The 22,488-nt window shown below is 70.8% G+C and carries 24 protein-coding genes and 1 pseudogene; 8 read left to right on the forward strand and 17 right to left on the reverse strand.

What is annotated here, in order from left to right:
• Positions 1-186: 186 nt before the first annotated feature.
• From ACQPY0_RS27600 to ACQPY0_RS27610, 3 genes are all read right to left on the reverse strand, one after another.
• Positions 187-837: a DUF4240 domain-containing protein gene (locus ACQPY0_RS27600; RefSeq protein WP_432994236.1), complete on the reverse strand. Its 651-nt coding sequence runs from the start codon at positions 835-837 to the stop codon at positions 187-189.
• Between the two features lie 1,053 nt (positions 838-1,890).
• Entirely contained in the window at positions 1,891-2,700 is an 810-nt protein-coding gene (locus ACQPY0_RS27605) for a hypothetical protein (protein WP_432994238.1), read from the reverse strand.
• 128 nt (positions 2,701-2,828) lie between these two features.
• Positions 2,829-3,212, reverse strand: a complete 384-nt coding sequence (locus tag ACQPY0_RS27610) for a hypothetical protein (protein WP_432994240.1) — start codon at positions 3,210-3,212, stop codon at positions 2,829-2,831.
• 301 nt (positions 3,213-3,513) lie between these two features.
• On the opposite strand from ACQPY0_RS27610, the gene ACQPY0_RS27615 reads away from it, so the two are divergent.
• Complete coding sequence (locus ACQPY0_RS27615; protein WP_432994242.1) at positions 3,514-3,975, forward strand: SRPBCC family protein; 462 nt, start codon at positions 3,514-3,516, stop codon at positions 3,973-3,975.
• Between the two features lie 516 nt (positions 3,976-4,491).
• Here the strand turns inward: ACQPY0_RS27615 and ACQPY0_RS27620 are convergent.
• The 11 genes from ACQPY0_RS27620 to ACQPY0_RS27670 all read right to left on the reverse strand — a co-directional run bounded on the left by ACQPY0_RS27620 (position 4,492) and on the right by ACQPY0_RS27670 (position 12,971).
• The gene (locus ACQPY0_RS27620; RefSeq protein WP_432994244.1) at positions 4,492-5,034 is read right to left on the reverse strand and encodes a dihydrofolate reductase family protein; all 543 of its coding nucleotides are present in this window, start codon (positions 5,032-5,034) and stop codon (positions 4,492-4,494) included.
• Positions 5,035-5,429: 395 nt separating this feature from the next.
• Entirely contained in the window at positions 5,430-6,260 is an 831-nt protein-coding gene (locus ACQPY0_RS27625) for an SDR family oxidoreductase (protein WP_432994246.1), read from the reverse strand.
• Between the two features lie 747 nt (positions 6,261-7,007).
• Positions 7,008-7,154 carry a DUF4839 domain-containing protein gene (locus ACQPY0_RS27630; protein WP_432995411.1) on the reverse strand — a complete coding sequence of 49 codons (147 nt, stop codon included), beginning with the start codon at positions 7,152-7,154 and terminating at the stop codon, positions 7,008-7,010.
• A 42-nt stretch (positions 7,155-7,196) separates the two neighbouring features.
• Positions 7,197-8,021, reverse strand: a complete 825-nt coding sequence (locus ACQPY0_RS27635; RefSeq protein ID WP_432995377.1) for a transposase family protein — start codon at positions 8,019-8,021, stop codon at positions 7,197-7,199.
• A gap of 126 nt (positions 8,022-8,147) precedes the next feature.
• Complete coding sequence (locus ACQPY0_RS27640) at positions 8,148-8,255, reverse strand: hypothetical protein (RefSeq protein WP_432994248.1); 108 nt, start codon at positions 8,253-8,255, stop codon at positions 8,148-8,150.
• Positions 8,252-8,602 carry a hypothetical protein gene (locus tag ACQPY0_RS27645; protein WP_432994250.1) on the reverse strand — a complete coding sequence of 117 codons (351 nt, stop codon included), beginning with the start codon at positions 8,600-8,602 and terminating at the stop codon, positions 8,252-8,254. The genes ACQPY0_RS27640 and ACQPY0_RS27645 overlap by 4 nt, the downstream gene beginning before the upstream one ends.
• 121 nt (positions 8,603-8,723) lie before the next feature.
• On the reverse strand, positions 8,724-9,944 hold the full coding sequence (locus tag ACQPY0_RS27650; protein WP_432994252.1) for an RNA polymerase sigma factor: 1,221 nt from the start codon (positions 9,942-9,944) through the stop codon (positions 8,724-8,726).
• Positions 9,941-10,273, reverse strand: a complete 333-nt coding sequence (locus tag ACQPY0_RS27655) for a YciI family protein (RefSeq protein ID WP_432994254.1) — start codon at positions 10,271-10,273, stop codon at positions 9,941-9,943. The genes ACQPY0_RS27650 and ACQPY0_RS27655 overlap by 4 nt, the downstream gene beginning before the upstream one ends.
• Before the next feature lie 136 nt (positions 10,274-10,409).
• On the reverse strand, positions 10,410-11,834 hold the full coding sequence (locus ACQPY0_RS27660; RefSeq protein ID WP_432994256.1) for a hypothetical protein: 1,425 nt from the start codon (positions 11,832-11,834) through the stop codon (positions 10,410-10,412).
• Positions 11,831-12,337, reverse strand: coding sequence for a SigE family RNA polymerase sigma factor (locus ACQPY0_RS27665; RefSeq protein ID WP_432994258.1), 507 nt, complete (start codon positions 12,335-12,337; stop codon positions 11,831-11,833). Before ACQPY0_RS27665 ends, ACQPY0_RS27660 begins: the two co-directional genes overlap by 4 nt.
• Before the next feature lie 136 nt (positions 12,338-12,473).
• A complete protein-coding gene (locus ACQPY0_RS27670; protein ID WP_432995413.1) occupies positions 12,474-12,971 on the reverse strand; it encodes an O-acetyl-ADP-ribose deacetylase in 498 nt (165 codons plus the stop codon).
• A gap of 213 nt (positions 12,972-13,184) precedes the next feature.
• Between ACQPY0_RS27670 and ACQPY0_RS27675 the strand changes: the two genes are divergently transcribed.
• From ACQPY0_RS27675 to ACQPY0_RS27685, 3 genes are all read left to right on the forward strand, one after another.
• A complete protein-coding gene (locus ACQPY0_RS27675) occupies positions 13,185-14,843 on the forward strand; it encodes a protein kinase domain-containing protein (protein ID WP_432994260.1) in 1,659 nt (552 codons plus the stop codon).
• A gap of 102 nt (positions 14,844-14,945) precedes the next feature.
• Positions 14,946-15,530 (forward strand): TetR/AcrR family transcriptional regulator, encoded by a 585-nt coding sequence (locus tag ACQPY0_RS27680; RefSeq protein WP_432994262.1) that lies wholly within the window; start codon positions 14,946-14,948, stop codon positions 15,528-15,530.
• A gap of 2 nt (positions 15,531-15,532) precedes the next feature.
• Positions 15,533-16,627 (forward strand): glycosyltransferase, encoded by a 1,095-nt coding sequence (locus ACQPY0_RS27685; protein ID WP_432994264.1) that lies wholly within the window; start codon positions 15,533-15,535, stop codon positions 16,625-16,627.
• Here the strand turns inward: ACQPY0_RS27685 and ACQPY0_RS27690 are convergent.
• A complete protein-coding gene (locus tag ACQPY0_RS27690) occupies positions 16,593-16,913 on the reverse strand; it encodes a hypothetical protein (RefSeq protein ID WP_432994266.1) in 321 nt (106 codons plus the stop codon). The genes ACQPY0_RS27685 and ACQPY0_RS27690 overlap by 35 nt on opposite strands.
• A gap of 66 nt (positions 16,914-16,979) precedes the next feature.
• Between ACQPY0_RS27690 and ACQPY0_RS27695 the strand changes: the two genes are divergently transcribed.
• Positions 16,980-17,672 (forward strand): FKBP-type peptidyl-prolyl cis-trans isomerase, encoded by a 693-nt coding sequence (locus ACQPY0_RS27695; protein WP_432994268.1) that lies wholly within the window; start codon positions 16,980-16,982, stop codon positions 17,670-17,672.
• A 75-nt stretch (positions 17,673-17,747) separates the two neighbouring features.
• The gene (locus ACQPY0_RS27700) at positions 17,748-18,926 is read left to right on the forward strand and encodes a DUF1996 domain-containing protein (protein WP_432994270.1); all 1,179 of its coding nucleotides are present in this window, start codon (positions 17,748-17,750) and stop codon (positions 18,924-18,926) included.
• Positions 18,927-19,206: 280 nt separating this feature from the next.
• Here the strand turns inward: ACQPY0_RS27700 and ACQPY0_RS27705 are convergent.
• Positions 19,207-19,539: pseudogene (locus tag ACQPY0_RS27705) on the reverse strand (class I SAM-dependent methyltransferase); the annotation flags it as partial.
• Here ACQPY0_RS27705 and ACQPY0_RS27710 point away from each other — a divergent pair.
• Positions 19,502-20,056 carry an O-acetyl-ADP-ribose deacetylase gene (locus ACQPY0_RS27710; protein ID WP_432994272.1) on the forward strand — a complete coding sequence of 185 codons (555 nt, stop codon included), beginning with the start codon at positions 19,502-19,504 and terminating at the stop codon, positions 20,054-20,056. The pseudogene ACQPY0_RS27705 and the gene ACQPY0_RS27710 overlap by 38 nt on opposite strands.
• Here ACQPY0_RS27710 and ACQPY0_RS27715 read toward each other — a convergent pair.
• Positions 20,053-20,907, reverse strand: a complete 855-nt coding sequence (locus ACQPY0_RS27715) for an NAD-dependent epimerase/dehydratase family protein (protein WP_432994274.1) — start codon at positions 20,905-20,907, stop codon at positions 20,053-20,055. The genes ACQPY0_RS27710 and ACQPY0_RS27715 overlap by 4 nt on opposite strands.
• 271 nt (positions 20,908-21,178) lie before the next feature.
• On the opposite strand from ACQPY0_RS27715, the gene ACQPY0_RS27720 reads away from it, so the two are divergent.
• Complete coding sequence (locus ACQPY0_RS27720) at positions 21,179-22,411, forward strand: glutamate-cysteine ligase family protein (protein ID WP_432994276.1); 1,233 nt, start codon at positions 21,179-21,181, stop codon at positions 22,409-22,411.
• The last annotated feature ends 77 nt before the right edge of the window (positions 22,412-22,488 follow it).

Consider the following 22,488-nt stretch of genomic DNA (forward strand, 5'->3'; position numbering starts at 1 on the left):
CGGAGCGTGCGAACCTTTCGTCAACCGCGCGTAGCGTCGATCCACCGGGACAGACGTCTTGATCAGCTGCGCGCTCATGCCGCGATCAGCTCGCTACGGGACGTCATCGGGAGTTGGTCGGCAGGCTCGCCGACATGCCGCTGAGCGAGCGTCCTGGGAGGTATCGCCGGTCATGTCCCCGCACGCTCAGGGCCTCAGATAGCGTTCACGGGGGAACAGCCGGTTGAGTCGTGGTAGACGCCGTTCGATTTCAGCTGCGCTGTCGGTGTTCCACGTCCTGCCGGCGGTCTGCGGATCTGAGGGGCGGCGGTGACCGCGTTCGCGGAGCGCGTCGTCGATACCGTCCTCCTGGCCGGTGCGCCGGTCGTAAGCGAGAGAGGCCACGGCGTTCAGGTCCTCCCAGTGGGGCCAGTCAGCATCGGACCACTGCTGCGGGCGGCGACCCGCGAGGGCCTGCACGGTGGGTAGGTCGACGAGATTGTCGGGGTCCTGAGCGGCGTGCTGACACCAGCGCCGTCCCTGGCCGATGAGCCATGGCTGGAAATACCAGAACGAGTCTCCACTGCAGAGACCGTCCATGATGAGGTTGGCGGCTCCCAGCATGTCCCAGGTGTCGATCGGGTGGCGAGCGGCATCGAGGTGGATCTGAAAGTCCACGATGTGATCCAGGGCGATACGGCTGAGCCGATGCTCCAGCCAGTCAGCCCTACGCTGCGGGTGGGTTTCCTCCTCGGCTGAGTGCTCCACGAACTGCCAGAATTCCTCCACGTCCACGGCGATGACCTTACGCGCCGACCGGACCTCGATCGCTGTCATCCGGATTTGCTGCTGGTCCACCGCTACCCAGCGTCACCGGATTCCGAGAGTCGGCGTTCGATCACGCCAGAACAGTGATGTTCGGAGACCCGGAGGGTGCGGCCGGTGGGGTGGAGGCACCCGGACAGTGGGGTGAAGACGTCACTCGCATCGAGCCGCTCGCTGGCGGAGTCGCCAACGACGTGTGGAGCGGGCGCCTCGCGGTCGGTCGTCTCGGCACCAGGAGCGACGCTGATCTCGCGTGGGAGACCGAGCTCATCCAGTACCTCGACCGTCAAGGTCTGACCGTGCCGGTGCCGATCCCGACCACGGGCGGCCGGCTGTTCGCCGGCGGTCTGGTGGTGATGACCTACCTGGAGGGCGGGCCGCCCGAGACGCAGGCCGACTGGCGTCGCGTGGCCGGCGCGCTCCGCGAGCTGCATCGGTTGACGCAGGGCTGGCCGCAGCGCCTAGGCTGGCGGTCGTCGACCGACCTCCTGCACGCCGAGACCGGCACGAAGATCGACCTTGGTGCGATGCCCCCTGAGAGCGTTGCTCGATGCCGGGCAGCGTGGGCGCGGCTCGCCGGACGTCAGACCTGCGTCGTGCACGGCAACCCCAACAAACCCTGGCAACGTCCGCATGACCGTGAATCAGGTCGCGCTGATCGACTGGGACGAGGCGCACGTCGATGTGCCCGACCTCGACCTCGTGCTGCCCGGCAACGCCGCCGGCCGTCGATGACGGTCCTTACGACATCGCCGCGCAAGCGTCGGCCGCATGGGAAGCCGCTGTCTGCTGGGACGACGAGTACGCAGTCAAGCGGCTCGCCGAAGTCCGAGCGCTCTGAGCACGCGTTCGGGGAGTGGACCTAATAGCGGTCGAGTGCGCACATCTGCCGCGATCAGCTCGCTACGGGACGTCAAGGGGAGTTGGTCGCCAGGCTCGCGGACATGCCGATGAGAGCGCATTCGGCCAGGATGATCCCGTTCGACGAACGGGAGGCTGCCGAGGGCGAGGACGTGTGACATCGGTCGACAGCAGCGCCCAGCGGCGAACGTCGGCTGACCAATCACCGGAACGTCATGCGGCACATCACGGCGTCGTACCGGCCATGTTTCCCGGCGCTGCGTCCGGGCGGGACAGCGCGGACAACTCGCGGTACGCGGCGAGTACCGTCGCGGTCCGCTCCGCGACCTCGGCGACCACGTCAGGCCTGTCCGTAGCGCCCTCGTCCGCCCATCGGGCCCGGCGCAGCGCCCTGCGGGCCTGCTCGGCGCGGTGCTGCTGGTGAGCATGCTCGCCGGAAACCTCGGCGAGCCTGCGCAGCGCCCCGAGCCGCTCGGCTATCCGCTCGCTCAGATCCTCGCGCCGGCCCTCGAGTTTGACCCGCCGGACCGCAACCTCCGCACGTAACGGTGCCGACGCGACCAAGCCACGCACGGCCTCGTCAAGCTCCTCCAGTGCCCGGGTCACCTCGGCCCGCCGGAACAGCAGCACGGCAAGGCCCCACCGGGCCTGGTCCAGTGCCGGACCGATGCGGGCGGGGTCGGCCATCACGCCGAGGGCCGGCCATGCCGAGCGGATGCGCCCGATCGACTGCCTGGCCTCGTGCCACGCACCCCGCTCGTTCTGAGGCACGAAGACCAGCCCGCGTCGCGGACGGAGCGCATACGGCGCCAGCCCGCGGGTGCTGATGCCAAACCCGTATAGCAACACTGTCAGACCGATCGCCAGCAGTGGCGAGATCGGCCACAGTGCCAGGCCGAGCGGCGGAAAAAGCCACCACCAGCGCCATAGCCGCAGAGCCCAGGGGGCGTCCGGATCGCCGACCACGAACTCCGCCGGCTCGCGGGATGTATGCGTACCCACAGGCAGATCATCCTCTACCGGCACCACCCCCACGGCTGCCCTCCTGAGCCGCGGCCAGGACCAATGCCCAGAATGCGCCGTTATCGCCGCCGTCCGCCCCAGCGGTCTGCGGCCTGCCACCATCGGCAGTGCTTGATCAGCTGCGCGCCCATGTGCCGCGATTACAGCCGCTCGTCTGGCGACGGGGCTTGAGTTTGGGCCCGCCACAGGCGCAAGGCGCGGTGACGGAGAGGCTGCGGCAACCGGGAGTTTCGTATGTTGGCCAGCACGTCAAGTAGGCCATCGCTTGGCCAGCTGGATTCGAGCCACTCGAGGGCACGGGCCGGCCAGTAGCTGCCCCATGCGTCGGTCAACGCGAATCGGAGCAGCGCCGGCAGCGGTGTGTCGAACTTCGAGCCGGCCGGCGATAGTGCCGCGACAACGTAGGTCGGACTGCGCTCGAGCAGTGGCAGCAACCACGCGAGGCGATCACTGGCGGCGTGAACCGACCCGTCCGACGCGCCGACGATGAGCCACTCGCCTGCACTGTTGTTGACGAGTACCAAGCCGCCGTCGTTGATCGATATCCGAGGGTTTCGTCAGCCGGATGCACGCAGCGCATCCTGCCACGCCGCTGGCCGGGGCGGGCCGGGCTACCGGACTCGAACCGGCTCATACCTTTACGGTCGTTAGCAAGAAGCTAGTAACGGATTTTCATCCGCCTTTGCCCGGCGCACCCGCTAGCCTACTTGCGACCGCCAGGATGCACATCGGCCCCGGGGCCGCATGCTCATGCTTGACATGCGCGCTCTTGCAGCGGCGCTCGCGGGTCGGTTACGGTGCTCCGCCTGTGGATACCATCGCGGCATGAAGCCGATGACCTTTGAGCGAACGATCGCGGTCGACGTACAAGCGGTCTGGTCGGTCATGACGGACGTGCGGAGGTACGCCGAGCGATTCTCAGGCGTCGACGCCGCGACCTTGCTGACCGAAGGTCCATTCGGTATCGGTACCCGATGGCGTGAGACACGGACGGTGTACGGGCGGCCCACCACCTTGATACTCAACGTGATCGATGCCGAGGTGCCGCTGCGCTACGTTACGGAGGCCCATGCCGGAGCTCGGGCGACGACAGAGTTCGTGTTCACACCGGTCGACGACGGTCGACGCACCCTGATCCGTGTCACCTTCCAAACGACAGGTGGGAGCGCTGTTCATCGTCTTGGGCAGTTCTTGGCGGCGCGCAGAATTCGTGAGTGCGTGGTGGAGAACAACACTCAGGATCTGACCGATCTCGCCCGGGCATGCGAGGCGGTGGACCGCAAATAGCCAGCGCCGCGCCCAGGCGATGACCGGATCTTCTCTTCGATGGGCCACACGTGCACAGATGCGCCGTCTCCAACTAGGCACCGCCGTCAGGATTGCGTGACCGGGTGCACGCAAATGCCGCCGATCACGGACGGTTGCCCAGCTACCGCGAGCCACGAAGCCCCCGTGAATGGGAACAGTGGCACCGCACCACCCGCAAGGCGATCACCAGGCAACACATCATCGCCCACGGGACAGGCACACCGGACGAAACCCGACTCGTGCACTCCCACTGCCAACGCCGAACAGCCGGCGCACGCAGGGAACCAGCAGCTCTGCACTCCTGAAGACGCCCCCAGGGGCTTGCTTGAGCCGTGTGCGCCGATGAGGCGCATGCACGGTTCTAGGAGGCGGGGCGCAGCAATGCGTCCCGCCTACCCGGCGATGCCCCCGAGCGCGGTGCGGCCGGTGGCACGATCTTGCAGCTACGCTTTCGACCTGATCTTTCGGCACGGTCGGGATGCCGTCGATCACTGCTCAGGTCGGGAGTGTGCGATACCCCAGGAGGAGATGTCCGGAGGGCGTGGACTGCGCATCGAGGAGGGTCAGCCGACGTAGCGCGTCCTTGTGGTCGAACAGCTTTCGTCCGTCATGGGCCAGCGTCGGCGTGATGACCAGCCGCAACTCGTCGACCAGCCCGGCTTCGAGGAGGGACTGAGCCAGGCTGATGCTGCCATGAATCCCGATGTCGCCGCCGTCCTGAAGCTTGAGTCCCGAGACGTAGTCAGTGACTGGTACGTCCACCAACACCGTGTCATCCCACTGCTTGTCGGGCTGGCTCGACGTGACGACGTGCTTGGTTGTGTGGTTGATGAAGCTGGCGAACGGTTCGACATCGGAGCTGGGCCAGTAATCCACCCAGTAGTCGTAGGTGCCGCGTCCCATGAGCACTGCGTCCTGGGATCTGATGATGCGGGAGAGATTGTCGAACACGTGCTGATCGACATCGAACATCCAGTTCCCGGGCTCCTCGGCAATTCCGTCGAGGGACAGCAGCTCGTAGAGCACAACTTTCCGCATGCGTCGCTTCCTTCGCCTCCGTGAGGACGACCGCCGCGATTGCGGTGGCCGTCCTTAGCGTATGCGCCGCCGGGCCAGCGAGCTGCATGATGAGGCGCAATGATATGCGGCCAAGCGCCTCCTCGCTGCGGTGGTCGATCTCGTCCGGGCGGCCGTGGGTGCACCACCGACAGTGCTGGCCGGAAACCCGAGCGTCTCAGCCCTTCGCCCACGCCATCATCGGAATGATCGATGATCGTCACCAGAACGCTGTGACTCGGTTCAGTCCAAGGCATCTCATTTGCCGCTGAGCCGGTGCTGTGGCTCACGTCGATCGTCACGGTCCGTACGCCGCTCCGCGGGCCATTGATCGCCAATTTGGCGAGCGTGCCACATGGTGATGATCTTGGCCTGGCTTACGCCACCAGTTCCTCGCTGAGGGTCCATAGACGCGCGGCGGCTTCGGGGTCGCGGGCCAGGGGGCTCGGCTCGATCTGCTTGCCGCGGAGGAAGTAGCCTCCGGTGACCTCGGCCGCTTCCGGGGCGCTGGCCAGGTAGACCGGGGTGGCCGCGCGGGTCTGGACGGTACCCATGAAGGGCTTGGCAGCCGCGACGAGCAGCTTGGCGACGCCGCGGACCTCGCGGCCCAACTGGGTGCGGATGAGGCCCGGGTGCAGGCAGTTGGCGACCACACCGGTGTCGGTCAGACGCTTGGCCAGCTCGACGGTGAACAGGATGTTCGCCAGTTTCGACAGCGGGTAACTCGGCTCGCCGCGGGCCAGTTCGTCCCACGGGATCTGCTTGGCCGAACTGTGCACATTGGACGACACCGTGATCACGCGGGCCGCCGCGCTGCTCACCAGTCGTTCCCGCAGCAGGCTGGTCAGCAGGAACGGCGCCAGATGGTTGACGGCGAACATGGTCTCGTAGCCGTCGACCGTGAACTGCCGCTTGAGCATGATCACACCGGCGTTGTTGTCGAGCACGTCGAGCCGGTGGTACTTCTCCAGCACCTCGGCGGCCAGCCGGCGCACTTCGGCCAGGCTCGACATGTCGGCCGTCAGGAGGTCCACCTCGGCGCCGGGCGCCCGATGTCGGATCTCCTTGACGGCCGCTCGCCCTCGCTCGGCGTCGCGCCCGACGACGACCACGGTGGCCCCCAGTTCGGCCAGCCGGGCCGCCGTCTCCCGGCCGATCCCGCTGGTCCCGCCGGTCACCAGGCACACCTTGCCGGACATCGTGGTCATTGACCCTCCCGGATGTACTTGCCGCAGCGCCATTGTTCTCCACGGCGACGCCCCGGGCACCAGGTGTGGCTCGACGCCTTCAGCAGACGTGCCCGGTCCGCCCCGTTCCCTTGGCGATCCTCGATGCCGCCGTCAGCCGCCGCAACGTCCAGATCGCTGCCGGTACGCCGGCCCGCGCACCACCATGCGCTACGACCGAACCGGTAACAACCTGGACCGCCGCACCAATCACAACACCGAACGGAGCGCCTGGAGGTGGGCGGCCACCACGCCGAGACTCGAAGATCCGGCTCGCTGGGACTGAACGGCGGTGACCAGCGCCTCGGCCAGGCTAAACCGAACCGTGCGCCGGATGGCCGTGAGCAAGATCAGCTCACGGTCCGTCCTGAGCGGCGCCGCGCGACGCATGACAACGTCGGTTTGCGGTACGAGTACACGGACATGCCGCGATCCGTGCGCTACGGAATGTGATCGCGAGCCTGGTTGGCGGGTACGCGGATCTGCGAGAACGGTGCACGTCTCCATGTCGTTCCCGAGCCGGGAGCTGACCAGCTCGGCGGTAAGCACGACTTGGCACACTTCCCGGCGACCCCCCAACTGGCCCCGAATTCTTCACCGGCTGACTGGGCGGCGTCCGGCTATGCTCTGAAGGGCTCGCCTCGCCGAGGAACTCTTCGACGGCTGTGCGCCGGTGCAGCCGGACCCGGCCGACACGGTGCTCGGCGCGCCTTCTTTGCGGCCACGGGCTTATCTCGCCTCGGTGGAAAGCGGATCGAGCAGGAAGAGGTCTTGGTACCCGGCATAGCCCTCTACCTCAGCAGTGATGCGAAGCTTCTGCCCCACGCCAATGGTGTCGGGGATGTTCGAGCCCGTTAGGCGCAGATCGCTGGTGATGTTGACGTCCTTGAACTGGAAGTTGGGCCCAGTGAGGTGATCTCAACAAGGAATCGGCAGGTAGCGGTGCTCGAAATGGGTGAGCGCGAGTGCCGCTTTGACGAAGTCGCCGATTCTGGTTGGGCTGGCGGTGGTGTGTTGCAGGGCGTGCCAGCGGGTGGTGAGGAGTGCGAAGCCGCGTTCGCCGCGGCAGCGCATCGATCGCAGCAGGAGGTTGTAGGCGCGGTTGTCGATGGCCAGGGCGCTGCCGTCGGTGGGCTGTTTGACCGGAGTGTGGACGCCGCGGCCTGCGCCTTCGTAGCCCGAGTCGGCCAGGGTGGGCAAGTCCAGTTGCGATGCCGCCCAATACAGGGCAGCGAGGACGTCGTGATCGTGGGCGACGGTCAGGTCGTGCAAATGTCCCGGTGACACTGGTGCGGTCCAGATCGGCAGGCCGTCCGGGCGCATGATCGCTTGGATGTTCCCGCCGAAGTCGCGGTGCTTGCCGGAATACCAGGCGTCGATGGTTTTGCCTTTGACGCTGGTGGTGGTTTGGGCGCAGCGGTCGGTGGTGAACACTTTGCCGTCCAGGATCACATGGGACCAGCCGTCCTCGGCCACGCGGCGCAGCGCGTCGTGGAGGTCCGGGGCGGTCGCGGCGAGCAGGGCGGTGACCTCGTCGCGGTAGCGGTAGGCGGTGGCGCGTGACACGCCGAACCCGGCTGCGAGGAGGGTCAGGTCCTCGCGTTTGCGGTACCAGACCAGGACCAGCAGGGCGTGATACCAGCAGGTCAACGCTCGTGTTCCGCGTCGTGTTCCGCGTCTGCGGCGGTCGGCGCGTAGGAGCCCGGCGACGTGGTGGACCAGTTCCCTGGGAACGTCGAGCATGGCACGATAGGCGATCACTGGGGTCCTCACCGTGGGCGGGTGTTCTTGTGGTGAGAACTGCCTACCGAGGGCCCCAGCCCTCTTCCAGCACCGTCCACATTGGACGTAATGTCCGTGTCGTCCAAATCAGCCAGCATTCCTCGCTGAGATCACCTCAGTCACTCCAGACTCGATGCTATCTCCGGCGAAGACCAAGATGTCGTACCGCGTCTTGTAATCGCCGTGATGGTTCATTGCAGCGATGGTGCCATCGAACTCGATGGTTCGGCCTGGTACTTGGCCGCGAACTCCTTGAACAGGTCGTGGTCGTCCACCGCTGCCAAGAGCGCTGCGAAGTCCTTGTTGTTCTCCACGGTCAGGACCGCCTCGGCCTTGGACTCGGCAGGCGCAGGTTTCGGCTCAGCCGCGGCCTCTACCGGCTCTGCCGGGGCTTTCGTCGTGGTGGCAGCCGGAGGCGGCGGCGCGTCCTTCTCGTTGATCGCTCCGATGGCGATGATGATGGCGAGAATGGGGAGCAGGCCAGCCGCAACCCGCAACACGATCTTCTGCTGCTTGGTCAGCGGCGGCCTTCGCTTGCGCACATTTTGATCATAGGCGCTTCGAGATCACCGAGGTTGCTGACACCGCCGCCGCGAAGCCGCCCATAAACAAGGTCGCGTGCACGCCTCAGCGTCGGGTGCGGGGATCCGTGACCGGTGTGGTTCACGGGCCGGTCAGCTGGTCGCGGCGGCGGGTGAGGTACGCCGTCTCGGCGGTGTTGCCGGTCAGATCGATGGCTCGGTCGTACGCTGCCCGCGACTCCGTGCTGCGGTCCAGCCGGCGCAGCAGGTCGGCGCGGGTGGCGTGGAAGGCGCGGTAGCCCTCCAGCGGCAGACCGTCCACCTCCGCCAGCGCGACCTGCGGGCCGTCGATCTCGGCGACCGCGATCGCCCGGTTGAGCCGTACGACCGGCGAGGGGTCGAGGCGGACCAGTTGGTCGTAGAGCGCGACGACCTGCGACCAGTCGGTGTCGCGGATGTCGCGGGCGTCGGTGTGGACGGCGTTGATCGCGGCGAGGATCTGGTAGCGCCCGGGCGCCTGGCCGGACGCGAGGCGCGCGCGGACCAGGGCGTGGCCCTCGGCGATCAGCTCGCGGTCCCAGGTGCCGCGGTCCTGCTCGTCGAGGGCGACGAGTTCGCCGCTCGCCGACACCCGCGCGGTCCGGCGGGCCTCCGTCAGCAGCATCAGCGCCAGGAGTCCGGCGACCTCGCCGTCGGTCGGCATCAGGGCATGGACCAGCCGGGTCAGCCGGATCGCCTCGGCGGTCAGGTCGCCGCGGACCGCCTCCTGCTCGGGGTCCGAGGCCAGGTAGCCCTCGTTGAAGATCAGGTAGAGGACGGTGAGTACGCCGGTGACCCGGGTCGGGAGGTCCTCACGTGACGGTACGCGATACGGGATCTTCGCCGCCTTGATCTTCGTCTTCGCGCGGGTGATCCGCTGGGCCATGGCGGTGTCCTGGATCAGGAACGCGCGGGCGATCTCGGGCACGGTGAGCCCGCCGACCATGCGCAGGGTCAGCGCGATCCGCGCCTCCAGGGCGAGCGCGGGGTGGCAGCAGGTGAAGACGAGGCGGAGCCGGTCGTCGTCGATGGCGCCGAGCGGCTCAGGGGTGTCGAACAGCATCAGCGCCTCCCTGTGCTTCTCATCGCGTTTGGCTTCGCGCCGGACCCGGTCGATGGCCTTGCGGTGGGCGGTGGTGGTGAGCCACGCGCCGGGACTCGGCGGGACGCCGTCGACCGGCCAGCGCTCGACGGCGATCGCGAACGCCTCGGCGGCCATCTCCTCGGCGATGTCGAGGTCACCGACGCGCCGGGCCAGGGTCGCGACCACCCGGGCCCACTCGTCGCGGTGGGCCCGAGCGATCGCCTCGTCGACGTAGGTCATTCGCCCAGGATCGGCCGGAGTTCGAGCCTGCGGTTGCAGGCCTTCGAACCCAGGGTGGCGAGCCGGAGCGCCACGTCGAGGTCGGGGGCCTCGATGATCCAGAAGCCGATGACGTACTCCTTGGACTCCAGGTAGGGCCCGTCGGTGAACACCGGCTCCCCGCCCCGGCCGTCGACGACGGTGGCCGTGCTGGGCGAGGCGAGGCCACCGGCGAAGACCCAGTGGCCATCGGCCTGGAGTTGCTCGTTGAAGACGTCGATCGTGGCCATCTCCTCCGCAGTGGCGCGGTCGCCCATTTCGTCGAGCACGGACATCAGGTACTGCGCCATCGGGATCATCTCCTGTGGTCGTGTGGCCGCCCCCGCGGGCCGCCGCTCATCCCTGCTACGAACGCCGCTGCCTTGATCCGACACGCTCCGCTGAGGTTTCTTCGAGGATTTTCGTACGCCGCGCGGTGCGGGGGCGCTATGTGTGGGCGGCGGCGCGGCGCCGGCGGACCGCCCGCAGGACCACCACGACGACGGCCGCCGCCAGCAGCACCGGCACCAGCAGGAACGGCGCACTCTGCGCTACCGCCGACCAGCGGGCGGGCAGCGCTGCGGGGGTCGGCACCGGGCCGCCGAACCGCCCGTCGCGGAGCAGGTCCTGCGCGATGTCGATGGAGCTGACGTCGGCGGGTGGGTCCAGCACGACGCTCACGGTACCGTCCGGCTGCAGCGCCAGCACGCGGACGTGCCGGGTCCCCCACGCGTCCGTCTCGTCCGGGTTCTGCCCGATGTCGTCCTCGGACTCGTACTGCACGACGACGAGGGTGTCGCCGTGCCAGCCGAGCGCTCGCACCGCCGGCCCGGTCACCGCCGGTAGCGCCGGTCCTTCGCGGTCTGCGCCGGTGGCGGCGTCCACGTAGGAGACGTGCCATTGCCGGGCGGCGAGTTGATCGTAGTCACACTCATTCGGACAGCCGTCGATAGACAGCAGCGCCACGGCCGAACCGTCCGGCGTGTAGGCGCCCGCGCCGGCCAGCCTCCGGTCGCCGAGGTCGCGGCTCCACAACCGCCGACCGGCGGCGTCATAGCCACGCAGCGCGGTGCCGCCGCCGGCGGCGGGCCTCGTCGCAACGAACCCGCGGCCGTCCGGCGCGAACGCCGCCACCCACGCCGAGGCGACAGGGTCTCGCACGAAGACGTCGTCGACCGGCACCAGCGCGCCGCTGGCCAGGTCGACCAGGACGTACTGCGCCGGCGAGCCCTCGTTCTGGCCGACTCCTCCCAGCACGACACTGCCGGTGCGGTGCAGCACCAGGACGGCGCCGCTGTCCGGCCGCCACGCCGCGACCTCGAAGCAGCAGGCCGGCGGCCCGTTGCCGTAGCCGCGGCTGCGGCCGGTGCGCAGGTCGGTGACCACCAGCCATCCCGCCGGGCCGCCGGTCAGCATGCTCTGCGCGACGAGGTTGCCGTCCGGCGACAGCCGCACGTCCTGCCCGGCGCGCAGCCCATCAACCGGATAGCGCAGCATGCGGTAGGCGCCGTTGCGCCCGACGGCGGCGAGCTTGTCTCCCTCGTCCTCGAAAGGGTCGCCGGCCAGCCCCCAACTGTCGCCGCCGAACAGCACCGTGGCCGGGCCGGGCGGTGCCATGTCGACCGTCGCCTGCCAAAAGTACGGAAGCTCGACACTGCGGGGGATGACCGGGCCGCCCTCGGCCGGCTGGGACTCCAGACGCAGGCCCGGCACCGCGGTTGCGGTCGCGCACAACAGGGCCGCGACGACGGCGGCGATGATCTTCCCCCGGTGCCGCTGCCGTCTTCCGCGCCGCCAGAGATCCTCCGGCAGCCGGGCGGGTGGCATCTGCTCGCCCAACTCCCGCAGCGTGTCACGCAACGGCACCGTCACGACATCACCTCCGCCAGTTCGGCCAGCTCGGGCGCCCGGGCACGCAGCGCGGCGAGGGCGTCGCGGGTCTGGCTCTTCACCGTCGACACCGAGCAGCGCATCGCCTCGGCCGTCTCGGTCTCGGTCAGGTCTTCGAAGTACCGCAGCACCAGCACCGCCCGCTGACGGGGCGCCAGCTTCGCCAGCGCGGCCCGGACCGCCAGCGCGGTCGTGACGGCGTCCGCGCCGTCCGGCACCGGGCGGTCCGGCGGCTGCTCGGTGAGCTGCACGTGCCGCCAGCGCCGGCGCCACAGCGACACGTGCTGGCTGACCATGGTCCGCCGCACGTACGGGTCCGGATCGCCGCCGGCGATCACCCGCTCCCAGTGCCGGGCGACCCTGACCAGGGTCACCTGTACCAGATCCTCCGCGGTGTGCCGGTCGCCGCACAGCAGGTACGCCATCCGGGACAGCGCCGCCAAACGGCCCGACACATACGCGTGGAACGACTCCTCCGCCCCCACCACACCTCCCTATCCGCACACACGCTCGCAGACCCGCGTGCGGGTGGGTGGCCGAGGGGCATGCTGGCTAGTCACCGCCGACGGCCAGGACTGATGGGCCGCAGAGGTGCTGTTCCGCTCCTACCTCAGTAGCGGTTCATCGGCCGACGGCGGTGGCGAGCAGGTCCCGCGCCTGCGCGTCGAACGCGACCAGGCGGATGCGCTCGACGGACGTCGGGGTGGAGCGGATCGTCTCCACCGCGATCGTGGCCGCGAGCCGGGACGGGAAGCCGTACACACCGGTGGCGATCGCGGGGAAGGCGATGCTGCGCACCCCGAGCTCGTCGGCCACCTGCAGGCAGCGGCGGTAGCAGGAGGCCAGGACGTCCGCCTCGCCGTCGGCGCCGCCTTCCCACACCGGCCCGACCGTGTGGATGATGTGCCGCACCGGCGGGTCGAGCTCGAACGCCGGCGTGGCCTTGGCATCGCCGGGGTCACAGGGCGCGATCGCCGCGCCCGCCTCGGCCAGGCGCGGCCCGGCCGCCGCGTGGATCGCCCCGTCCACGCCCCCGCCACCCAGCAACGACTCGTTGGCCGCCGTCACGATGGCGTCCACGTGTTCTTCCGTGATGTCCCCGAGCACGACCTCAATCATCACAGCGACGATGATGCCATCCGCGCCGTCGACGGCGAGACCCCCCGACCGGCAACCGCACCGGCGGGCTGGACCCGGCCGTGATCAAGTCGATCATGCCGGTCATGCTGGCCGGCCGCACAGCGTTCGTTGCCGCCGTCGCGATTTGGTCACGGGCTTGCGGCCAGGCGGCAAGCAGGTTAGGAAACACTGGTCCATGCTGAAGGAGGCGGGTTGATCGGCGCGGGAACGGTGCTGGCCGGCCGGTACGAGATCGAGCGGCACATCGCCAGCGGTGGCATGGGCGACGTGTACCAGGGGCACGACATGGTGCTCGGCCGCACCGTTGCGGTCAAGTTGCTGCGGGCGCCGGTGGGGGAGCCGGAGTTCGTCGAGCGGTTCCGGGCCGAGGCGCGCACGATGGCGACGATCAGCCACCCCGGCGTGGTGGATGTGTACGACTTCGGCGACGACCCCGCCGCCGGGGTGTACCTGGTGATGCAGTACATCGACGGCGAGTCGCTGGCGCGCACCCTGGACCGGGAGGAGCGCCTGAGCGCCGAGACGACGATGCGGCTGGTCGCCGAGGCGGCCGAGGCCCTGCACGCCGCCCACGAAAAGGGCGTCATGCACCGCGACGTGAAGCCGGGCAACCTGCTCCTGCGCCCCGACGGCAGCGCGGTGCTCACCGACTTCGGCGTCGCCCGCTCGGCCACGGCGACCCACCAGACCGCGTCCGGGCTGCTGCTCGGCACCGCGTCGTACATCGCGCCCGAGCGGGCCGGCGGCCGGCCCGCGACCGCCCAGTCCGACATCTACTCCCTCGGCGTCGTCGCCTACCTGTGCCTGGCCGGCCGCCTGCCGTTCGAGGGCGAGAGCCTGCTGCAGATCGCGCTGCGGCACGCCAACGACGAGCCCCCGCCGCTGCCGGCCGACGTGCCGCCCGCCGCCCGCGAGGTCGTGGCCCGGGCCCTGGCCAAGGATCCGGCCGCGCGCTGGCCGTCCGCCGCCGCCCTCGCCGAGGCGGCACGGCACGCGATGGCCTCGGCGCCGCCCCGGCGACCGCTCCTCGGCGGCCGCCGGCTGCTCGTCGCCGGGGCGGCCGCGGCGGCCGTCGCGCTCGTCGCGGCGAGCGTGGTCGTCCTCGTGCGCGGCGGCGACGACCCGAAGCCGCCCGATCCGGTGGCGAATCCCGGTGCCACGAACCCGGTCGAGGACGCCGGCCTCAACGGCCTCGTCGCGGGCCCCAGCACCTCGAGCCCGCCGGCGTCGGCGCACGCCACCAGCCCGGTGTCGCTCGCCGCCCCGACGGGCTCGGCGCGGGCGGCCGCCGGCGCACCCGCCGTACCGTCAAATCTGACCGCGACGCCGCTCAGCGCGACGACCATCCGCCTGAACTGGACGGACAATTCCGGCAACGAGACCGGTTTCACCGTCATCAACGGCTCCACGTCGCGCAACGCGGGGGCCAACGCGACCACGTACACCTGGGACGGCCTGGCTCCGGACACGTACATGTGCTTCAAGGTGCGCGCGTTCAACGCGGCCGGCCCCTCGGCCTACTACCCGGCCGCCCAGCAGGACTGGGTCTGCGCCACGAGCCTGGCCGGCACCGGACCGGCGGCCCCGACCGGCCTGACGGCGACGCCGGTCGGCCCCGCCGCCATCCGTCTGCAGTGGACGGACAACTCCACCGACGAGACCGGCTTCACGGTCATCAACGGCACCACGTCGCGCAACACCGGCGCGAACGCGACGACGTACACCTGGGACGGCCTGGCACCGGGCACGTACATGTGCTTCAAGGTCCGCTCGTACCGCTCCTCGGGTGTCTCGGCCTACGACCCGGCGGCGCAGGAGAGCTGGGTCTGCACCACGACCCCGGCCTCCTGACACCTGCGCCCGGCCCGCACCCTGGACCTGACCGACTGGCCTCACCAATTTCGTGTTAGTGGCCGTTGACACGAAAATGCGGCGCGGTTAGCGTGGTGGCGGATGAGCGCTCCCCGCAGCTACACCATGCGAGCCCGGGCCGACGCGAAGGCGGCGACCCGGCTGCGCGTGCTGCGCGCCGTGCTCGAGCTGAGTGAGGAGAAGATGACGATCGAGATCACCCTCGACGAGGTCGCCTCCCGCGCCGGCACGAGCGTACAGACGGTCCTGCGCCACTTCGGCAGCCGCGACGCCCTGCTCGACGAGGCGGTGCGGCTCGCCTCCGCCGAGGTGGAGCAGGAACGCCGGGTGCCCGCCGGTGACGTCGCCGGCGCGATCGACGCGGTCGTGGCCCACTACGAGCGGCGCGGCGACTTCGTGCTGCGGCTGCTCGGCCAGGAGCACGACCCCCGCATCGCCGCCGTGGTCGGTCCGGGCAAGCAGCTGCACCGCCGCTGGGTCTGCGAGACGTTCCGGCCGCAGCTGGAAGCCCGGCCGCCCGACGCCCGCGAGGCGCTGGCCGACCTGCTCGTGGTCGCCACCGACCTCTACACGTGGAAGCTGCTGCGCCGCGACCGCGGCCTCGACCCGGACACCACCCGGGCCCGGATGCAGACCCTGGTCACCGCACTGCTCGCCGGAGGCTGACGATGCGCGCCCTGTTCGTCACGGTCGACGGCGGCGGCAACCTGCCGCCCGCGCTCGGCATCGCCCGCGAGATCGTCCGGCGCGGCGGCGCCGCCGAGTTCCTGGGGCACGAGCCGCAGCGCGCCGCCGTGGAGCGCGCCGGCTTCTCGTTCACCGCTGTCCGCGACGGCCGGCCCTACGACGCGGCAGCACCGCGCGGCACCGTCTCGGGCCTGCGTGACCTGACCGCGGTCTTCGCCGACCGCGGCATCGGCGCCGACGCGCTGCGCATCGCCGCCGACCTGGTGGTCGTCGACTGCCTGCTGCTCGGCGCGCTGGACGTGCTCGTGCGCTCCGGCCGCCCGACCGTCTCGCTCGTGCACACGCTGTGGAGCTTCTTCGAAGGCGAGGCCCGCGGACCCGTCGGGGCCCTGCTGCGCCTGCGCGGGGTACGCATGCGGCCGGTCCTGCACTCGGCGGCCCTCAGCCTGGTCACCGTCCGCGCCGACTTCGAGCCCCCGGGCCGCCCGCCGCTGCCCCCGGGCGTCCGCCACGTCGGACCGGTCTGGCAGGACCCGCCCCGGGCGGCCGAGCCCGTGCCCGGCCGCCCGCGCGTGCTGGTCAGCCTGAGCACGACCCGGTTCCCGGGGCAGGACAAGACGCTGCAACGCATCCTCGACGCGCTCGCCACCCTCGACGTCGAGGCGGTCGTGACCACCGGCCCGACGATCGACCCGGCGGCGCTGCGTGCCCCGGCCAACGCCACCGTGCACCGGCACCTGGACCACGGCTCGGTCCTGCCGGCGACGTCGCTGGTCATCGGCCACGGCGGCCACAGCACCACGGCCCGCGCCCTCGCCCACGGCATCCCGCTGCTGGTCCTGCCGATGCACCCGCTGATGGACCAGTCGGCGATCGGCCGCGCCCTGACCCGCCACGGCGCCGGCCGGATGCTGCCCCGCTCGGCCCGGCCCGAGGCGATCCGCGCCGCCGTGACCGACCTGCTGGCCGACGGCCCGCACCGCGAGGCCGCCGTCCGCCTCGGCGCGCAGATCCGCACCCGCGACGGCGCCGACACCGCGGTCACCCTCCTCGAGTCGGTGGTTCCGCTCTCCTGACGGCGTCGAAGCGATCGGCCAGGACCAGGAACTCCGCGCCCCAGCCGCTGGAGATCGCGACCTCCTGGATCGGGCCCGTCGGCGCGAACAGGATGTTCAGCGCGGCCGGCACCGTGCCGGCGCGGACGGCCGCGGCCAGCTCGTCGAGCTCGGCGAGCGCCGCGTCGGTGTCGCGGAAGGACGACCACGCGTAGTCGTTGTCCGGCCTGGCCAGCATCGCTCGCACGTCGGCGAGCACGGCCAGCAGCGCCCCGGTGTCGCAGTCCACCGCCCCAGTCTCCAGCACGCGAGACTGCCTCGCCGTCGGTGACGGATCGATGCGCTGCGAGGGATACGTCCAGGGGCGGCGGTGATGTCGTACGGTGTACCGGTGAACGATCGCACGACCGCCCGTCCGCGCCCCGACGCCGGTTCGAGCCCGCTGTCCAAGGCCGAGAAGCGCGCCGCCGCCAAGGCCGCCAAGGCGCGGGCCGCCGCCGCGGCCAAACGCCGCCAGGTGCTGGCCGTCACCGGCGCGGCCGTGGCCGCCGTCGCCGTCATCGCCCTCGTGGTGGTGCTGGTGGTGCGGGGCGGCGGTTCGTCGTCGCCGGCGGACAGCACCGCCGCACCGTCCAGTGCCGCCGACACCGCCGCGGCCACCGAGGCGCCGTTCCCGCCGGTCCCGGCGGACGCCGACCCGGCCCTGTCCACCAGGCCGGAGGTGAAGGCCGGCGGCGGGAGCCTGGCCAACCTCGTGAAGACCACGCTGATCGAGGGCAAGGGCCCGCAGACCCAGCAGGGCCAGACGATCACGGTCAACTACGTGGGCGTCACCTACGCCGACGGCAAGGAGTTCGACGCGTCCTGGAACGGCAAGCAGGCGTTCAGCTTCAAGCTCGGCGGCGGCAACGTCATCCCGGGCTGGGACCAGGGCCTGGTCGGGATCAAGGTGGGCAGCCGGGTCCAGCTGGACATCCCGGCCAATCTGGCCTACGGCGACAAACCGACCGGCGGCCGCCCGGCCGGCGCGCTGCGCTTCGTCGTCGACGTCCTGTCCGCGTCATAGGTTTGTCCTTCGCGGACGTTAAGGACGGCTTAGAAGGCTGTCGGGTGTGGCCGGCGCCCGCCTACCATACGCGCCGTGTCGAACAGCTCGCTCCGCTTGACGCGGTTCGCCCCGGGTAGGCGGGGCGTCGCGGTCGGTGCGGCCGCCGTCGTGGTCGTCGTTGTCGCCGCCTTGGCGGTGTACCTCACCAGAGGCGCCGCCCAGCCCGAACCGTCGAGCGCGAACAGCGCCCTCGGCCCGGCCTCCGCCGGAGCGTCCGCCGGGCCGGCGGGGGAGTCGGGTGCGGCGCCGTCCGGCTCCGCGGCCGCCGGGCTGTCAGGCTCCGCGGCGCCCTCGGCCGCAGGTGGCGCGACGCAGAAGGCGCCCGCGACCGGCTGGATCCCGGTCGATCAGGCGGCCTGGAAGGCGCAGGTCGACGCGTACAAGGCCCTGGCGATCGACCCGGTCCCGGCCGGCGTCGGCAACCTGCCGGAGTTCCGGGCCGACTGCCAGTACAGCCACTCGGCGGCCGACGACCCGATCGTCTTCCCCGGCCTGCCCGGCGCCTCGCACATGCACTCGTTCGTCGGCAACAACGCCACCGCCGCCGGCACCAGGGTCGAGGACCTGCTGAAGTTCACGGCCACCTCCTGCAAGCCGGCGCAGGACCACTCGGCGTACTGGGTGCCGACGCTGTACGACAACGCGACCGGCAAACCCGTGGAGACGACGGGCTTGCGGGTGTACTACCGATCGCTGATGGACAATTCCACCGGGCAGCTGCCGATGCCCAACGGGCTGCGGATGATCGCCGGGGACGCCACGAAGAAGGTACCGACCCCGCGCGGCGCACAGGGCCAGTTCTACTGCGCCTTCTACGGCCCCGGCGACCTCGACGGCGTCGCCCGCAGCACCAACGGCAACTGGCCCATCTGCGGCGAGCCCGCCACGCTGCACTTCATGCTGCAGTTCCCGGACTGCTGGGACGGCAAGCACCTGGACAGCCCCAACCACAAGGACCACGTGGCCTTCGGCTCCGGCAACGCCTGCCCGGCCGGCCACCCGGTGAAGATCCCGGCGATCACGTTCGACATCCAGTACGGCGCGAAGGGCTCCCCGGCCGGCTACTACCTGTCCTCGGACAAGGACGGCAAGAGCGCCTCGTCGATGCACGGCGACGCCTTCGTCGCGTGGGACGTCGACACCATGAACAAGCGCACCAAGAACTGCGTCCAGCAGCGCCGGACCTGCGACAACTTCGGCTACCAGAAGTGATCGAGGCGTCCTCGCCGCCGGAGCGGGTCGCCACGGCGCGGCGGCGCGCGAGATGGACGATGATGTCGGCGACGATCGCGACCGTCTCGGGTAGGACCCGCGTGATCCGGCCGAACACCTGCTCCCGGTCCGCGGCCGGCAGTTCGGGATAGGCCGAGACGCTCGACAGTAGGCCGACATAGTCGCCGGGTCGGCCAGCCGGACCGGCCCTGCCGAACGAGGCGAACACGCCACCCGGTTCCAGCAGTGCGGCCATCCGCGGCCACCGGCCCTCCGGCCTCGTCCAGTGCAGAGCGGCGGCGGCGTACACCAACCCGTGGGTCCGGCCCGGCGGCAGGTACGCGGCTCGCACCGTGCTGACGTCCGCCGGCACGTGCTTGCGCAGTTCGGCGCGCATGGCCGCGTCAGGATCGGTGGCGGTGACCGCGACTCCCCGTTGGGCGAACAACCGGGTCGGCTTGCCGGTCCCGGCGCCGATCTCGAGCGCGGACCGGACCGGGCGGCCCGAGTACGTCAACACCATGTCGACAAGCCCGGCCGGACATGCCGAGCATCCTGACTCACCAGGAGCGATGATGTTCACCGTGATTATCGAACTTGTCACGGGCGACATCACCGCCGAGCGTGTGGACGCGATCGTCAACGCGGCCAACTCGTCGCTGCTGGGCGGGGGAGGCGTGGACGGCGCGATCCACCGCAAGGGTGGTCCGGCGATCCTCGAGGAGTGCCGCGCGCTGCGGGCCAGCCGATACGGCCGGGGCCTACCGGTCGGGCAGGCCGTGGCGACGACCGCCGGTCGCCTCGCGGCCCGGTGGGTCGTTCACACCGTCGGGCCGGTGTGGAGCGCGACCGAGGACCGCTCGCCGCTGCTGCGCAGCTGCTATCGCAACTCGGTGACCGTCGCGGCCGACCTCGGCGCCGAGTCCGTCGCGTTCCCGCTGATCTCGTCCGGAGTGTACCGCTGGCCCAAGCAGGACGCGGTCGTCCAGGCGCTGACCGCGCTGCAGGCGTCGCCGCCGGGCATCGAACTCGTACGGCTCGTGCTCTTCGACGACGCCACCCGGCAGGCCGCCGAGCGGGCCAGGCAGACGCTGCTCGGCAGCCAGTCCCGGCCGGCGGAGCACGACTAAAGCAATCGTGTGGCCCGGAAGCCGAGCAGCCGCTCGATCGCGCCGGTGTCGATCGGCGTCGCGCGGCCCGGGATGTCGGCCCGCACCTGCGTGCCGGGGTGGTATCTCGCGATGAGGTCCAGCGTCGGCTCGGCGGCCAGGGTCTGCGGGGCGGCGAGCAGTACCGGGTGGAAGCCGGTGACCGGGCGGGTCGCGGCGAGCCAGACCGCCTCGGCGGCGTCGTCGACGTGCAGGTACGACCAGGAATCCGGCGCCATGCTCCACGGGTCGGCCCGGCACGCCTCGGCGACCTCGCGCAGCCGCTCCCACGAGGACGTGAACGGGAACCGCAGGGCCACGACGTCCAGGCCGTGGCGGCGGTGCATCATGGCGGCGGTCGCCTCGTCGGTGAGCTTGGACAGCGCGTACGCGTCCTCGACCTGCGGCGGCGTGGCCTCGTCGATGGGGTAGTACGCCGGGTGCAGCACGTGCGGGGCGAAGCGCAGTCCCAGGATCGAGTAGCTGCTGGCGATGACGGCACGGGTCACGCCGGCCTTCGCGCACTCCTCCAGCACGACGAACGTGGCCCGCGTGTTGTTCGCGAACACGTCGAGCTGGCTGTGTTCGAGCGGGCTGGGAATCGCCGCCAGGTGTACGACGACGTCGACCCCGCCGCCGATGGCTTCGCTCACCGTTTCGGGATTCCCGGCGTCCCCGACGGTGACGCGCGCCGCCGATTCCGGGCGGGAATCGTCGAGCGTCAATGCTGAGATTGTTGCTCGTCCGGCCGCGAACCGGGCACAGACCGCGCGCCCGATATTGCCGGCCGCGCCGGTGACGAGCACCCTGAACGATTCGTGCGTGGCGGTCACGTTCTGCACGGTACCGCCCCGCACGCCGTTCGTTACAGACGTTCCTCGATGAGATGCAGGTGGTCGATCTCGCGGATTGCCGTCGTGGAGCTGTCTGCCCCCGTCCGCGCCGCGATCGAGAAGCGCCTATGTGGTGCGCGGGGTGGCGGGCGGTGTGTGGGCCAGCGCCTGGCGCGCGGCAGGGCCGAGCGCCGGCCGCCGGATTCTACCCAGCGTAGGCATTGACGTACAGGTAGTGTCTTCGGGTGGATCCGCGCGTAGCATCCGATCCATGGAGCCCGTCGTACATGCGATCGATGCGGGCGCCGAGATACGGCGGATCGAGGATGCTGAGGGATACATCGCCTCGATCTGCTTCAAGACCGGGCCACCCGCGTCGATCGGCGTCGAGATCGAGCAACTCGTCCATGATCGTGAACATCCGACCCGGCCGCCCGACGTCGCGGTGCTTGCCGAGGTCCTTCAGGGGCAGAGCGGACTGCGGCTCGCCCTCGGGCCCGGCGGCCAGCTGAACCTCGTCGCCCGGCCGCAGCCGTCCCTCGCGCGGCTGCACGACACCGTCAACGCCGAGATCGCCCACGTCGAACGGCTCGTCGCCGCGCGCGGGCTGCGGCTCGCCGGCAGCGGCATCGACCCGCACCGGGCCCCTCGGCGGGTGCTCAACTCGCCCCGGCACCACGCCATGGCCGCCTCGTTCGCGCGGCGCAGCGGCGACGGGCGCACCCTGATGTACAGCGCCGCCGGGCTGCGGCCGGGCCTCGACGCCGGACCGCCCGGCGAGCTCGCGGCCCGCTGGGCGGCCGCGCACGAGGTCGGCCCGACAATGCTGGCGGTGTTCGCCAACTCCCCGGTCCAGGCGGGCCGCGACACCGGCTGGGCGTCGACCCGCATGCGCGCCTGGTACGGCATCGATCCCGCCCGCGCCGGCACCGTCCCCACCGGCCCGGACCCGGCCGCCGCCTGGGCCCGCTACGCGCTGCGCGCCCCGCTGCTGTGCGTGCGCCGGCCCGGCGCCAGCTGGACCGTCCGGCCCGGCGTCACGTTCGCCGACTGGATCGGCGGGAAGGGCACCGGCGGCAAACTGCCGGCGCGGCCGACGTACGACGACCTCGACTACCACCTCGGCACGCTGTTCCCGCTCGTGCGCCCGCGCGGCCACCTGCAGATCCGCTACCTCGACGCCCAGCCCGGCCGCGACTGGTTCGCCCCCGTCGCGATCCTGGCGGCCCTGCTCGCCGACTCATCGACGATCGACACGGCCCGCGACCTGGCCGCCCCCGCCGCGGGGCGCTGGGTCGAGGCGGCGCGCTACGGCGTCACCGACGCCGTCATCGCCACCACCGCGCCCCCGCTGCTCGACCTGGCGCTGCGCACCCTCGAGCGCGACGGCCTGCGACAAGCGCTGCTCGACGAGGTGGCGGCGACCGTGGAGCACCGGTTCCACGGGGTCAGCGCGACGGGGTCCAGCCCAACGCCGCCGCGACGGTGCCCGCCGGGTCGGTGAGCAGCCGGTACGAAGGCCGGCGGGAGGAACAGCACCAGCGGCCCGGCCGGGGCTGGCCGGCACGGCCCCGGCCACCG

Origin of the sequence: Dactylosporangium sp. CA-233914 (genome assembly GCF_050942935.1) — a bacterium.
In the GTDB taxonomy this organism is placed as follows: domain Bacteria; phylum Actinomycetota; class Actinomycetes; order Mycobacteriales; family Micromonosporaceae; genus Dactylosporangium.